General features: G+C 67.6%; 15 protein-coding genes. 4 read left to right on the top strand and 11 right to left on the bottom strand.

The features are described 5' to 3' along the window. Positions 1-19 precede the first annotated feature (19 nt). Positions 20-1,591, top strand: coding sequence for an anion permease (locus tag VB716_RS02105; protein WP_323269590.1), 1,572 nt, complete (start codon positions 20-22; stop codon positions 1,589-1,591). Here the strand turns inward: VB716_RS02105 and VB716_RS02110 are convergent. The 10 genes from VB716_RS02110 to sppA form a co-directional block, all read right to left on the bottom strand. After that, the gene (locus VB716_RS02110; protein ID WP_197153794.1) at positions 1,579-1,758 is read right to left on the bottom strand and encodes a hypothetical protein; all 180 of its coding nucleotides are present in this window, start codon (positions 1,756-1,758) and stop codon (positions 1,579-1,581) included. The genes VB716_RS02105 and VB716_RS02110 overlap by 13 nt on opposite strands. Before the next feature lie 101 nt (positions 1,759-1,859). Next, positions 1,860-3,377: an AAA family ATPase gene (locus tag VB716_RS02115; protein ID WP_197153795.1), complete on the bottom strand. Its 1,518-nt coding sequence runs from the start codon at positions 3,375-3,377 to the stop codon at positions 1,860-1,862. A 49-nt stretch (positions 3,378-3,426) separates the two neighbouring features. Beyond that, entirely contained in the window at positions 3,427-3,945 is a 519-nt protein-coding gene (locus VB716_RS02120; RefSeq protein ID WP_197153796.1) for a YceD family protein, read from the bottom strand. 10 nt (positions 3,946-3,955) lie between these two features. Next, complete coding sequence (yidC, locus tag VB716_RS02125; RefSeq protein WP_197153797.1) at positions 3,956-5,092, bottom strand: membrane protein insertase YidC; 1,137 nt, start codon at positions 5,090-5,092, stop codon at positions 3,956-3,958. An 80-nt stretch (positions 5,093-5,172) separates the two neighbouring features. Beyond that, on the bottom strand, positions 5,173-5,691 hold the full coding sequence (locus VB716_RS02130; protein WP_197153798.1) for a PH domain-containing protein: 519 nt from the start codon (positions 5,689-5,691) through the stop codon (positions 5,173-5,175). Continuing rightward, positions 5,688-6,071, bottom strand: coding sequence for a ribonuclease P protein component (gene rnpA / locus VB716_RS02135; RefSeq protein WP_323269591.1), 384 nt, complete (start codon positions 6,069-6,071; stop codon positions 5,688-5,690). The genes VB716_RS02130 and rnpA overlap by 4 nt, the downstream gene beginning before the upstream one ends. Positions 6,072-6,105: 34 nt before the next feature. Continuing rightward, entirely contained in the window at positions 6,106-6,243 is a 138-nt protein-coding gene (rpmH, locus tag VB716_RS02140; protein WP_006170261.1) for a 50S ribosomal protein L34, read from the bottom strand. Between the two features lie 74 nt (positions 6,244-6,317). Then, positions 6,318-6,878, bottom strand: a complete 561-nt coding sequence (locus VB716_RS02145; RefSeq protein WP_370594738.1) for a DUF2808 domain-containing protein — start codon at positions 6,876-6,878, stop codon at positions 6,318-6,320. Positions 6,879-7,144: 266 nt separating this feature from the next. Beyond that, positions 7,145-7,528: a chorismate mutase gene (gene aroH / locus VB716_RS02150; protein WP_197153801.1), complete on the bottom strand. Its 384-nt coding sequence runs from the start codon at positions 7,526-7,528 to the stop codon at positions 7,145-7,147. Next, complete coding sequence (sppA, locus tag VB716_RS02155) at positions 7,525-8,337, bottom strand: signal peptide peptidase SppA (protein WP_197169623.1); 813 nt, start codon at positions 8,335-8,337, stop codon at positions 7,525-7,527. The genes aroH and sppA overlap by 4 nt, the downstream gene beginning before the upstream one ends. Before the next feature lie 52 nt (positions 8,338-8,389). Here sppA and VB716_RS02160 point away from each other — a divergent pair, with 52 nt between their 5' ends. The 3 genes from VB716_RS02160 to VB716_RS02170 all read left to right on the top strand — a co-directional run bounded on the left by VB716_RS02160 (position 8,390) and on the right by VB716_RS02170 (position 12,425). Continuing rightward, a complete protein-coding gene (locus tag VB716_RS02160; RefSeq protein ID WP_197153803.1) occupies positions 8,390-9,379 on the top strand; it encodes a DMT family transporter in 990 nt (329 codons plus the stop codon). Then, on the top strand, positions 9,379-10,467 hold the full coding sequence (locus VB716_RS02165; protein ID WP_197169625.1) for a glycosyltransferase: 1,089 nt from the start codon (positions 9,379-9,381) through the stop codon (positions 10,465-10,467). Before VB716_RS02160 ends, VB716_RS02165 begins: the two co-directional genes overlap by 1 nt. Before the next feature lie 110 nt (positions 10,468-10,577). Further along, entirely contained in the window at positions 10,578-12,425 is a 1,848-nt protein-coding gene (locus VB716_RS02170) for an ArnT family glycosyltransferase (RefSeq protein WP_197169626.1), read from the top strand. Here VB716_RS02170 and VB716_RS02175 read toward each other — a convergent pair. Beyond that, positions 12,419-12,986: DUF721 domain-containing protein (locus VB716_RS02175; protein WP_323269592.1), on the bottom strand; the 568-nt coding region annotated here is incomplete at its 5' end. The two genes, VB716_RS02170 and VB716_RS02175, sit on opposite strands and share 7 nt — an antisense overlap.

Here is a 12,986-nt window from a genome sequence, read left to right on the forward strand (position 1 = left end):
GTCTCATCATCGGTGCGTCATGGATCTGATTTCCAGCCTGGTTTTTCTCTCCAGCGGCCTGTTTCTCGGCTGGTCCCTGGGTGCCAACGATGCCTCCAATGTCTTCGGTTCGGCGGTGGGCAGTCGCATGGTGCGTTTTTCCACGGCCGCTTTTCTCTGCAGCGTCTTCGTGATCATTGGCGCCGTCACCGCCGGCGCTGCCGCCAGTCAGGGACTTGGCGAGCTGGGAGCGGTGAATGCTCTGCCGGGCTCCTTCACCACGGCTCTGGCGGCAGCGATCACGGTTTTCTGGATGACGCAACTGGGGCTGCCGGTCTCCACGACCCAGGCGGTGGTGGGGGCGATCATCGGTTGGAACGTCTTCAGCGGATCGATCACCGACACTGATCAACTGGCCCGAATCTTTGGAACCTGGGTGTTCTGCCCAGTTCTTGCCGGCATCTTCTCTGCCGCCCTCTATTCCTTCACGGTGCGATTCATCCGGTTTCGGCGGCCACACCTGCTGCGGCTGGATGCGGATGTGCGCACCGGATTGATTCTGGCCGGAATGTTTGGCTCCTACAGCCTCGGGGCCAACAACATCGGCAATGTGATGGGGGTCTTTCTCGATGCCTCTCCCTTCAGCAGTCTCAGCCTGGCTGGGGGCTACCAGGTCTCAGGAACGCAGCAATTGTTTTTCCTGGGTGCGATCGCCATTGCTGTTGGGGTTTATACCTATTCCCGCCGGGTGATGACCACCGTTGGCGGCAGCCTCATGACCCTGTCACCGCTGGGGGCCCTGGTGGTGGTGGTCGCTAACTCCCTGGTTCTGTTCGTGTTCTCGTCAGCCCCGCTGTCGCACTTCGTGGTGAGCCTCGGCCTGCCTCCAATCCCTCTGATCCCGGTGTCCAGCTCCCAGGCGGTGGTGGGGGCCGTGATCGGCATCGGTCTGCTGCAGGGGTTGAGGGGCGTGCGTCAGATTCGATGGATGGTGTTGCTGCGCATCGCCTCGGGTTGGATCACCACGCCCCTGATCGCTGCCCTGGTTGGCTTCATCCTGCTGTTTGTGGTGCAGAACGTCTTCAGCCAGCAGGTCTACCAGGAGGTTCGCTATCAGTTGAGCGCCCCCGTGATCGAGCATCTGGCGGCCCGTGGGGTTCCCACCGCGAATTTGCGGCTTCAGAGCAAGCCTGTCGTCGGAGCCGTGACCTTCCGCCGTGCTCTGCGGCAGCAAACCGTCTTGCCGCCTACTGATGAGGCAGCCGTTCTGGCCAGCGCCGAACTCACGCCCATCCACATCGACAGTGCCGCGATTCGACACCTGGATCACCAGCGGCTCAGTGACGAGCAGATCAAGGCTGTGCGGCGGCTGGCAGGCCGCAGCTTCCGCCACCGTTGGCAACTTCGGGCTGCTTTGGCCAACGAAAGCTCGGCCTGGAAGCCTGCCATCGGTGATGCGCATGGGACCCCTCAGGCTCAGACCGTGACGCTGGAGAGGCAGCTGGGCTACGTGGAACGTGCCTTTCTGCAGAGTGCGTCAACGACCCGTGACAGCCCTGGGGTCCAAACCAACGACACCGGTCCGACCGGCGGGACTGGTCAGAGCACCTGACCCAGCATCACGGCGGCCACGGCCGAGAACAGGGTGATCCCCAGCGCCGTGAGCGGATTCTGGCCCTGGGCCACCGCCACACTGGTCACCACACCGGCGCCGAGGCAGGCCACGGCCAGCTGAGTGACGACTTCGCTGCGGGGGCGGGGGGTAGGGCTGGGAATCACGGCGAACCTGTGGTTGGGCAGACCGTAGGGGCCCCAACCAGGGCAACCCGGGCTCCAGGCTGCGCTTGTTACCGGGTGTCGGGGTTTGTTACCCCCCGCAATCATTCCTGTTGCGGTTTTGTTGCGAAGGGGCTGCCAGCCTCTGCCCCCAGCGAGGCAGGCCTGGCCCGCCCAGCGCTGGCCCACTGCTTCAGCTGCTCCAGTTGCTCCCGGGCGGTTCGTGACAGCGGCACCACCTGGGAGGCGGCGGCGATCAGGTCGGATTCACCGAAATCCCGCTGTTCACCGAAGGCCAGATGCATCGCCTCGATCACCGTCTGCTCGAGCTCGGCACCGGAAAAGCCAGCCGTGCGATCCACCACCACCTCCATGGCAATGGCGTGATCCGGCCGACGGCGGCGCAGCTGCAGATCGAGGATCGCCCGCCGTTCACTGCGGCTGGGCAGATCCAGCAGGAAGATCTCATCGAAGCGGCCCTTGCGCAGCAGTTCGCCCGGCAACCGTTCCACCGCGTTGGCGGTGGCCACGACGAACACCGCACTGGTCTTTTCGGCCATCCAGGTCAGCAGGCTGGCCAGAACCCTCTGGCTGGTACCACCGTCGCTGCGGCCGTCGCCGCCGAAGCCCTTGTCGATCTCATCGATCCAGAGCACGCAGGGAGCCATCGCCTCGGCCCGCTGAATCATCTCGCGGGTGCGTGCCTCGCTGGCACCCACCAGTCCGGCGAACAGCCGTCCCACATCGAGGCGCAGCAGCGGCATGCTCCAGCCGTGGGCGATCGCCTTGGCGGTGAGGGATTTGCCCGTGCCCTGCGGACCCACCAGCAACACCCCACGCGGCAGGGGCAGCCCATAGCGCTGCGCCTCCTCGCTGAAGGCGCTGCGGCGTTGCTCCAGCCAGCGTTTGAGGGCATCCAGTCCGCCGATATCGGCCGGGGTGGCCTCGGTGGGGCAGTACTCCAGCAGGGCGCTGCGGGCGATCGCCTGCCGCTTCTCCTCCAGCACCTCGTTCAGGTCGTCCAGGCCGAGCTGGCCGCGGCGGGCCAGGGCACGGGCGGCCAGCTGCCGCACCCGCTGTTCACTGAGGCCATGGCAGGCGGCGGTGAGTTGCTCGAGCACCTCAGATGCCAGGGGCGCGCCGCTGGCTCGGGCGATCGAGCCGAGCAATCGCGAAATCTCGGCGGCATCGGGCAGGGGCAGATCCAGCACCGTGATGCTGTCCTCCAGCTCCCGAGGCAAGGTCCAGTCCGGGGCGCTGATCACCAGGGTCTGGGGAACCTGGCGCAGCTGGCTGGCCAGGTTGCGTAGCCGCCGGCAGATGCCCGCGTCCTCGGCGTAGCGGTGAAAGTCCTTGAGCAACAGGATGGCCCCCTGTTCCGGTGCAAGGCCGGAGAGGGCATCGAGCGCCGCCATCGGATTGCGAGCTGCTTCACCGAGGCGGTTGGGAGCCCCGCTGAGGCCGCCGATGAAATCCCACTCCAGCAGGGTGCGCCCGCCCAGGAGATCGGCCACCTGCCCCAGCAAGGCCACGACCCGCTCCTCCTCAAGGCTGCGGATCCAGAGGATGGGAGTGCGGGCCCGGATCAGTAGATCCAGCTGGTCGACCAGGGTGGGGGGCATGGGGCCGGAGATGGTGTCGAATCCAGGCAGAAGGGTGCGAGGCGGGTCCTCATTCAGGAGGCTGAATCCCCTGCAGGGCTGCCCAGCGGGGATCGACGGTGCGATCACCATCTCCCAAATGCGGGGGGCCCGGACAGGCGGTGCCGCAGTGATTGACCAAGGGCAGGCGCAGGTGCAACTGCTCGAAGACCCATCGCTCCGGATCAAAGCTGCCGCGAGGATCGAGCTGTTCACCCAGATCGTCGGGATCGAGTTCCAGAACCTCGCTGTCCTCGGGAGAGGTCTCGCCCAGCCAGAGCAATTCCTGGGTGGATGCCTGCAGCGGATGGTTGAAGTGCTGCAGGCAGCGGTCGCAGCAGAGGGTCACGATCGTCTCCACCTCCCCCTCGACCTGCAGCACGTTGCCGCGATGGACAGCCGAGACGACGCCGCGAACGGGGGTGAGGCTGTCCAGATCGGCGATGTGTTGATCAACCCGCCAGCTGCGGCCGGACTCGAGCAACTTCAGGTCGGCAACTGCTACGGGCTGCAGCGGGTCACCGGAACTGATCTGGGCAGCGGCTCGCATCAGCCTGGCCTCACTTCTTGCCCTTGGGCTCGAAGGGAAGCCGGCCAGCACCTCCGGCCGTGGCCGTGGCAGTCACGGTCTGCTGGCTGAGCTGCTGATCAAGGATCGCCTGCAGGTTGTCAGGAAGGGCCTCACGGGTGAGCAGGTAGGTCTGCAGGGCCTGGAACACGTTCGCCACCACCATGTAGAGCAGCACCCCAGCCGGCAGCGGGAAGAACAGGAACATCGCCGTGATCATCACCGGAGTGATCTTGTTGGCCGTGGCCTGCTGTGGGTTGGGGGGCATCCCCATGCCCGAGAGGATCTGGGAGATGAACAGGGAAGCGCCGAAGGCCCCCACCAGAATGGCGATATCCCAGTTGACGCTGCCATCGGTGTAGAAGCCCACCTGGCCAAGCGCCTTGATGAACAGGAAGCCGCTGCGGGCCGCCAGGCCCGGGATCTTGGCCTCGACCACCGCATCGCCTTCGCTGAGGGCCTTGATGGTGCCGTCCGGACCCACCTGCACAACCCCCTCACCCTTGGTCACGCTCCAGCTGGGGGAGAAGGCCTCACCGTTCTCCACGCCTGAAAGCACCGAGGCGAAGCTCTCACCGGTCTTGGTATGGAGCTGAACCATTGCGGTGTCGCCCACCCCGAGGCGATTGCCACCCTCGAGGCTGGCGATCACCGGCACATGGCTGGTGGAGGTGACGAAGATCGAATGGCTGGCACTGTTGAACGGCTTGGGTTCCACCGCCGCGATCTGGTCGGCCGGAAGAACTTTGAGGTTGATCGTGTAGGGAACGTCTGCAAACGGTGAGCCCCGCAGGGTGGCGAACAGAGCGAACAGGATCGGCATCTGCACCAGCAGGGGCAGACAACCCGCCAGGGGGCTGCCGAACTCCTTCATCAGCTTGCCCAGCTCCTCCTGCTGCTTCTGGGGGTTGCTGGCGTGGCGGCTCTTGATCTCGGCCTGCCGCTTCTGCATCACCGGCTGGGCGATGCGCATGCGCCGGGCATTGCGGATCGAGCCTGCACTGAGGGGGAAGAGGGCCAGGCGGATGACCACCGTGAGGGCAATGATGGCCAGGCCATAGCTCGGCACCAATCCGTAGAAGAAATCGAGGATCGGGAGGAGCAGGTTGTCGGAGATGTAGCCGATCACGGCGGGGGTGGCTGGGGGGTGACGGGACAGAGGGCTCAGTGTGCCCGAAAGCTGGACCGGATGGCCGGGGTGGGACGTGACTAGGCGCTCAGGGCATCACCGCCGCCGAAGCCCTGGCTGGTGGCCGGTTTCCTGCTGCCGCCTCCCTTGGCCTGGCGCCGCTCCTCGATGTAGGCCTCCACCTCGCGGTAGCGCGGCACTGAGCGCATTTCGAGCTTGGAGCCATCGGTGAGCACCAGCACCATGTCGCCCCAGAAGCCGAGGCCACGGGCAACGCAGCGAACCTCACGGATCTGGCTGTAGACCACCTGGGTGCGATCGCGCCCCAGCCAGCCTCCGCTCACGGAGATCCTGCGGCTGGTGATGCGGTAACGCAGCCAGAGGGCGCGCACAACGGCTCCAACGGCGAACGGCAGGCCGATCAGGGTGAGGCCGAACAGGAGGTTCACGACCAGGTCGCCCCGGGCGGGCCCGCCTTCATAAAAAACGGATTCCTCGATCGTGGTGCCAGGCGTGGCGGGCTTGGCCGCTGCAGCGGCTGGTGCAGAGGCCACCTGAGCGGAGGCCGGGGAGGCGGAAGTCTTGTCGTCTGCCGTCATGCGGTGAGGCCTGCCTTCAGCAACAGCTCACGGCATTCTCCCAGCAGGAGCTCCCCCGGCCGCTCAGCACTGCCCGGCTTGACGCTGAGCAGTAACCAGAGGCTGCGCTGCGACGCTGGGGCGAGAGCTTCCAGCAGTTGGCGATGCAGCAGACGCCGGATCCGATTGCGCCGCACGGCCCGTTTGCTCACCTTGCTGCTCACGACAACACCACAGCGCCAGGCAGATGGAGGTGCCAGGCGCTGGGGAGGAGGCAGCAGTTCCGGCCTGGCTTCGATCAGGCGGAGCAGCAAAAAAGGGCCATGAAATTTTCGGCCCTTCTGGTACAGGAGATCGAAGGCGAGGTGCCCTTTGAGACGATGCTGGTAGGGCAGGGCCATCAGAGCGGTTGATCCAGCCGGCGAAGGCCGGGGTTCAGACCGCCAGGCGGGCGCGGCCGCGGCGGCGGCGGGTGCGGATCACACGGCGGCCGGTGTGGCTGCGCATCCGTACCCGGAAGCCTGAGACCCGCTTGCGCTTACGGCTGGTGCCTTCGAGAGTGCGCTTGGTCATGGCAGCCGATCAGCTCCTCTGGATCACGTCGATCCGCCAACTTATCAAACGGCCCCAAGGCTCCGACTCCAGCCTCAGTTGGTGGGGTCGATCTGGATCAGCCAGCTGCCGAGGTAGCCAGAGATCGGCACGTCCCCAGGCGCCTGGGCGAGAGCGTTGAACTGGTACATGCCGATGTTGTAGGGATTGAAGATGTTCATGTACACCCCGATCGTGCCCTGATCAGAGACTGGGGTATCCGGGAAGATCTCAATCGCCTTGCCGTTCTCAGAGATTTCAATCGTGGCAGGAATCTCCTTCTCGCAGCGGGTTCGCGACAGCATGCCACCCTCTTTCATCTCGCAGAGTTTGACGCGCTTGGGATCGATCTTGACGTCGAAGTGATCGGGAACTGAGATGCTCAGCTTCAGGATTGCTGTTTTGCGGTCTTTGGGCCGCAACAGCAGGTAATACTCCGAGCGTTTGAGACGGCTTGTTTCGGTGATGAAGTAATAGAGCTTGCGATAATCGCGGTTGTTCTCCCAGCGGAACTCCATCAGGCTTGGGGTTCCCTGGGCCAGGGCAGGAGGCTGCGGGGTGAGAACGGTGGTCAGAAGTCCACCCAGGGCCAGGCCTCCCAGTGCCAGGTGGGCCAAGGCAGGTCGATCCCTGAGGGGTCGGCCAATGGCGGAGGCTGTCTGTGAAGTTGACAGGGGTAGGGGTAGGGAGCTGCGGTGTGAACGACGCAACGAAAGGGGGTTGAGGGCGCGGCCGGCGGAAGCCGCCAGGGCCAGGAGGCTCCGAGGACGTGACATGACAGAGATTGGGGTGTGGGGGAGTCGCCTGATTCTCGGCAGAGCCGATCGGCACGCGGCGCCTGCGGTGGTCGGCGATGGAGGTGGAAGGTGTGACCAGATGCAACTCACATGGCCCCGACCGCCCGGTCGGGCCGCAATCTGACCGCCTCGCGCAGATAGGGATGAACCGGTGCCAGGGTGCCGTCCATCCAGGCGTGGGCCAGCAGGCGGATGCAGCGCGGCAGATCGCCACGTACGGCCATCTGCTGACAATCCAGCAGGGCCACATGCTCCCAGCCCTCACGCCGGCGTGCGTAGGCGGCGGGGAAGCAGGCGTCGAGGTCCGCCGTCACCGAAAAGGTGATCGAGAGCACCCTTGGCCCCTCAAGGCGGTTGTGCTCCACAAGGGCATCGATCAGTTCGATCACGGCCGCACCAATGGCCTCGGCGGTGTTGGCTGTGGCGGTGGTGGCGCCGCGCAGGGCCCGCAGTTGCACGGCTGCCGTCATGGGCGATACAGCCACAGGGGTTGGCCGCTCCAGGCCAACTCGAGGCTCACGAGCTCACCGAGCCGCTGCAGCAGGGCACGGCCCGGGATCAGGCTGGCCAGGCCCTTGGGCGCTTTGCCGAAGGTGATCGGCCGGGTCTTCTGCGGATCCAGATCCGCCAGCTCGGCAGCCTTGATCCGGGCCACCTCTTCATCTCCCAGAGCATCCACCAGGCCGAGGGCCAGGGCCTGGGCGCCGGTGAAGACCCGGCCGTCGGCGAAGCTGCGCACCGCCTCCTCGCTGAGGCCACGCCCTTCGGCCACGGCGGCCACGAACTGGCCGTAGCTGGAGTCGATCAACTCCTGCAGCAGCTGGCGTTCGGGCTCCGTGAGGGCCCGATCCGGCGACAGGATGTCCTTGAACAAGCCGCTTTTGACGGTCTCGAACTGGATCCCGATCCGCTCCAGCAGGCGGGAGAGGTTGTTGCCTCGCAGGATCACACCGATCGAACCGGTGATCGTGCCGGGGTTGGCCACGATCGCCTCGGCAGCGACGCCCACGTAGACCCCGCCGGAGGCGGAGATGTTGCCGAAGCTGGCCACCACCCGACACCCCTTGTCGCGCAGGCGCCGGATCGCGGCATGGATCTCCTGGCTGTCGCCCACGGTGCCACCGGGGCTGTCGATGCGAAGCAGCAGGGCCGGGCATTCGCGCTCCTCCACCTGTCGCAGGGCCTTCAGCACCCGCTGGCGGGTGGGTCCGGCGATCGGCCCCTCGATGGCGATGCGTGCCATGGTGCGACGTGCTTTGCGGCGCCAGGGCCAGACCATCTGAGCGGTGTGTAGTGCGGGGATCTTAAAAAGGAGACCTCTGGCGTGCCCGATGCCCAACCCAGGTTCCGCGCTCGACAGCCCCGGCTGGGCTCCACGGCGTGGAGTGCTGATGGTGCTGCCCTTCGCGCTGTGGGGCACGGCCATGGCGGCGATGAAGCCCCTGCTCGCGGGCGCCTCCCCCCTCACCCTTGCCTGTCTGCGCCTGCTGCCGGCGGGGCTGGTGCTGCTGTTTGCCGCCCTGCTCCTGGGCCGCTCCCTGCGGGTCGATCCGGTCGATCGCCCCTGGCTGCTGTTGTTTGCCCTGGTGGATGGTGCCCTGTTTCAGGGGCTGCTGGCCCAGGGATTGGGGGGTACGGGCGCTGGCCTGGGGTCGGTGCTGATCGATTCGCAGCCCTTGCTGGTGGCATTGCTGGCCCGCACGCTGTTCGCCGAGGCGATCAATCCGGTGGGGTGGCTCGGGTTGTTGCTTGGGCTGGTGGGCATCCTCTGTCTCGGCCTGCCGGCGGCCGTGCTGCGCCACTGGTGGCTGGAGGGCCCAGCCGCTCTCGGCGTGAGGCCCTGGAGCCACGGCGAGCTCTGGATGCTGGGGGCCGCAGCTGCGATGGCCGTGGGCACGGTGCTCTGCCGCTATGCCACCCGCCGCAGTGATCCGGTGGCGGTGACGGGCTGGCACATGCTGCTGGGAGGTCTGCCGCTGCTGGTGGCCGTGCTGCTCGATCCGGCCAGCGGCCCGGACTGGGACACGCTGCAGTGGGGACTGATGGCGTACGCCAGCCTGTTCGGCAGTGCCCTGGCCTATGGATTGTTTTTCTGGTTCGCCAGCAGCGGTGATCTGACCGGCTTCACGGCGCTCACCTTTCTGACCCCGGTATTCGCCTTGCTCTGCGGCGTGCTCTTCCTCCAGGAATCGTTGCAGCCCCTGCAATGGCTCGGGACAGCATTGGCCCTGATCTCTGTGGTTCTGATCCATCGGCGCCAGGTCCTCTGGCACGGCGACGCGCTCCCGGCAGCCGTCGCGGCTCCTTCGGAGGCGAGCTGATGCGGGTCCTGGTGGTGAGCACGCCGGTGGGCTGGCTGGGGAGCGGCCTGGGCGGGGGTGTGGAGCTCACGGCCGCCTCCCTGGTGGCAGGGTTACTGCAGCGCGGCCATGCCGTCACCGTGCTGGCGGGAGCCCAATCGGAGCTGCCCGCCGGCTGCGAGGCGGCTCAGCTCTGGTGCGAGGGCGGTGTCAGCCAGCCGAGCTGGCAGCACTGCCGCCGCGAGGCCGCCGTGCAGATCCCGGCCCAGGCGCTGCTGGGCCACCTCTGGCGTCGTGCCCTGACCGAGCAGGGCGACTTCGATGTGCTGATCAACCTCGCCTACGACTGGCTTCCTCTCTGGCTGACCCCTCACACCAGCACTCCCCTCGCCCACCTGGTGAGCATGGGGTCCGTGAGCACGGCCATGGATGCCGTGATCGCTGAGATCGCCCGCAGTCATCCGCAGCATCTGGCCTTTCATACCGCCAGCCAGGCGGCGGATTTTGACCTTCCAGGAGCGCCGCGGCTGGTGGGCAACGGCTTCGATCTGGACCGCTATCACTTCCGGCCCAACGCCGATGCGGTGCTGGGCTGGGCCGGCCGGATCGCACCGGAGAAGGGGCTGGAGGATGCGGCCGCCGTCGCGGCCACGCTGCAGCGGCCGCTCTGGATCTGGGGCGTGCGCGAAGACGAGGCCTATGCGCGCCGGGTCGAGGCCTCCGTACCCGGCGGAACCCTGCACTGGCGTGGATTCCTGCCCACCGAGCGCCTGCAGGAGGAGATGGGGCGCTGCGCCGTGCTCCTGAACACACCCAAGTGGAACGAGGCCTACGGCAACGTGGTGGTGGAGGCGATGGCCTGCGGTGTGCCGGTGGCCACCTACGCCCGCGGCGGACCGGGGGAACTGGTGCAGGAGGGGGTGAATGGCTGCCTGGCTCGACCAGATGATGGCGAGGCTCTGACAAAGGCGGTGGAACGGGCCTGGCAGATCCCCCGGCACCAGCCACGGGCCTGGGCGGAGAGCCATTGCTCCCGCTCGGCGTTCGCCGGCCGGATCGAGGCCTGGCTCGACGCCGTACTGGCCAAGCCCCCCTGCGAAGGGACCTAGGTTCGGCCGATCCGCCCCTGGCCCGTTTGGCAGACAGCTTCGGCGAGGACCCATCGGCGCAATTGCTTTCGGCGCGGCCCATCTCAGCGCGAACCAGCGCAGCGCGGCGGATGCCCCTGCAGCTCTGGCTGCCGCTGCTGGCCTGTGGCCTGGTGCTGTTCCTCTGGAGACTGGGGAGCAGCGGACTGGTGGATGAAACCCCGCCCCTGTTCGCCGCCTCCGCACGGGCCATGGCCGAAACCGGCGACTGGCTGATCCCGCGGGTGAACGGACTACCCCGCTACGACAAGCCTCCTCTGGTGTACTGGCTGATGGGGCTGGGCTACCTGCTGCCGGGGCAGGAGCTGTGGAATCCACTCGGCACCTGGGCGGCGCGCCTGCCCTCGGCTCTCAGCTCCATCGCCGTGATGCTGCTGCTGGCCGACACGCTCTGGCGCTGGCCTCAGGCCCCTTGGCCGTCCAGTGTCGACAAGCCGGAGCCCGCGAGCTCCGCGCCCCCTGTGCCCTCCGCCCTCACCGCAGCGTTCACGGCGGCGCTGGCCTTCGCGCTCTCCCCACTGGTGCTGCTCTGGGGCCGCATCGCCGTGAGCGACGCCCTGCTCTGCGGTCTGATGAGCGCCACCCTGCTGCTGAGTTGGCGCACCTACGTGGCACCGCGGGGGGCCTGGTGGCTGACCTGGCTGATGCTCGGCCTGGCGGTCCTCAGCAAGGGCCCGGTGGCGGTGGTGCTGCTGGGCCTGGCCCTGCTGGGTTTCGGCTGGCTGCAAGGCGATCTGGCCGGGCTCTGGCGGCGGCTGCGTCCCCTGCGGGGTCTGACCCTCACGGCCCTGGTGGCGTTGCCCTGGTACGGAGCCGCCTTGCTGGTGGAAGGCGAGGCGTTCTGGAACAGCTTTTTCGGTTACCACAACCTCCAGCGCTTCAGCGTGGTGGTCAACAATCACCTGCAGCCCTGGTGGTTCTTTCTGCCGGTGCTGGTGGTGGCCAGCCTGCCGGTCACCCCGCTGCTGTTGCTCGGTCTGGTGCGGGGAGTTGGCCCCCTGCCCTGGAGACGCCGGGCCCAGCCCCTGCCGCCCGAGCAGTCGCTGACCCGCTTTGCCGCCTGCTGGCTGCTGGCGGTGCTGGTGTTCTTCACGGCGGCCGCCACCAAGCTGCCGAGTTACTGGCTGCCGGCCACCCCCGCCGCCGCCCTGCTGATAGCCCAGGCGGCCCAGGCGGGCTGGGGGGGTCGGGCCCAGCGCCTGGCCTGGTCTGCCACTCTGGCCCTGACGCTGCTGCTGGCAGCCGTGTTCCTGGCCGGCCCCCTCTGGGTACCGGCGATCAACGATCCGGAGCTGCCCACCCTGCCTGCGGAGATCCTGGCCAGCCGCCGGCTGTTGATCGCCGCCGCCTGCTTCGCCCTCGCCGCTGGCCTGGCCTGGTTCCTGCGCCGCCGCCGGCCTCCCATGGCGCTGCTGGCCTTGCAACTGGCGATCCTGCCCTTCGTCCCTCTGGCGATCACGCCGCTTTGGGAGCTGGGCGACCGCCTGCGGGGGCAACCGGTACGGCGCATGGCGGAGCTGGTGCGCGCCCTGCCGCCGCCATCGGGTCAGGGCCTGCCCGAACCCCTGGCGATGGTGGGGATTCTCAAACCGTCGCTGCACTACTACGCCCGCCAGGTGGTGCTGTACGAGGGGCAATCCCAGGCGGCGCTGCTCAACCTCAACGAGCGGCTGCGCCTCGAGCACCGCGCCGGCCAGGAGCCCTCCAGGCCGCGGCAGGCACCCACGGTGCTGGTCGTGATCGATCAGGGCACGGCTCGCTTGCCCCACTGGCAGGGGCTGGAACCGCAGGAGCTGGGCAGTGACGGGCTGTACCGACTCTGGCGCCTGCAGCGGAGCCAGCTGCAGCGGCGCTCCGCTGAGCTGTATGCCGCGGGAGAGCGCCCCAACTGGCAGGATCCTCGGCCGGAACGCTACTGACCGAGTCCAGACGCGGCAGCTGCAGCCCGTGTTCGCGCCAGATCAGCGGCGGCGGCGGCCTCTGCCAGGGCCTGACGGCGGCAGAAGCTGCAGTGTCCCCAACGCCCCATCTCCCCCAGGGGGGCTGGGCTGCTGCAACGGGGACAGACGCCGAGGCCATGAACATCGACGCGGCTGGGGTGCTGCGCCCAGGTCTCGGCTTCGATCGTGGTGCCCGCCGGTGGCAACGGCTGGGCATGGTGTTGCTGCACCCGCAGATCGCGCACCGTGAAGCCGGCGCCGCGCAGGGCACCGAGCAGTTGATGGCGGTTGTATTGCAGGGCCTGCAGCCACGGCCCCGGTGCCGCCCCGATCGTGAGCAGTCCCCCGTGGAAGCTGAGCGGCTGGCAGTGGGGGGCCAGCTGGGCACCCGCCAGGCGCGGCCACACCTGCCAGAGGGCAGCGAGCTGGCCCTCCTGGCGCCAGTGCTGCTGCAGAGCCTCCAGGCAGGTGGCGAGGGCTTCTGCCGGTGGGCGCGGCGGCGGCAGAAGCACCGAAACCGAGCCGATGCGGCGGCTGGCG

Origin of the sequence: Synechococcus sp. CCY9201 (assembly GCF_034931105.1) — a bacterium.
In the GTDB taxonomy this organism is placed as follows: domain Bacteria; phylum Cyanobacteriota; class Cyanobacteriia; order PCC-6307; family Cyanobiaceae; genus CBW1002.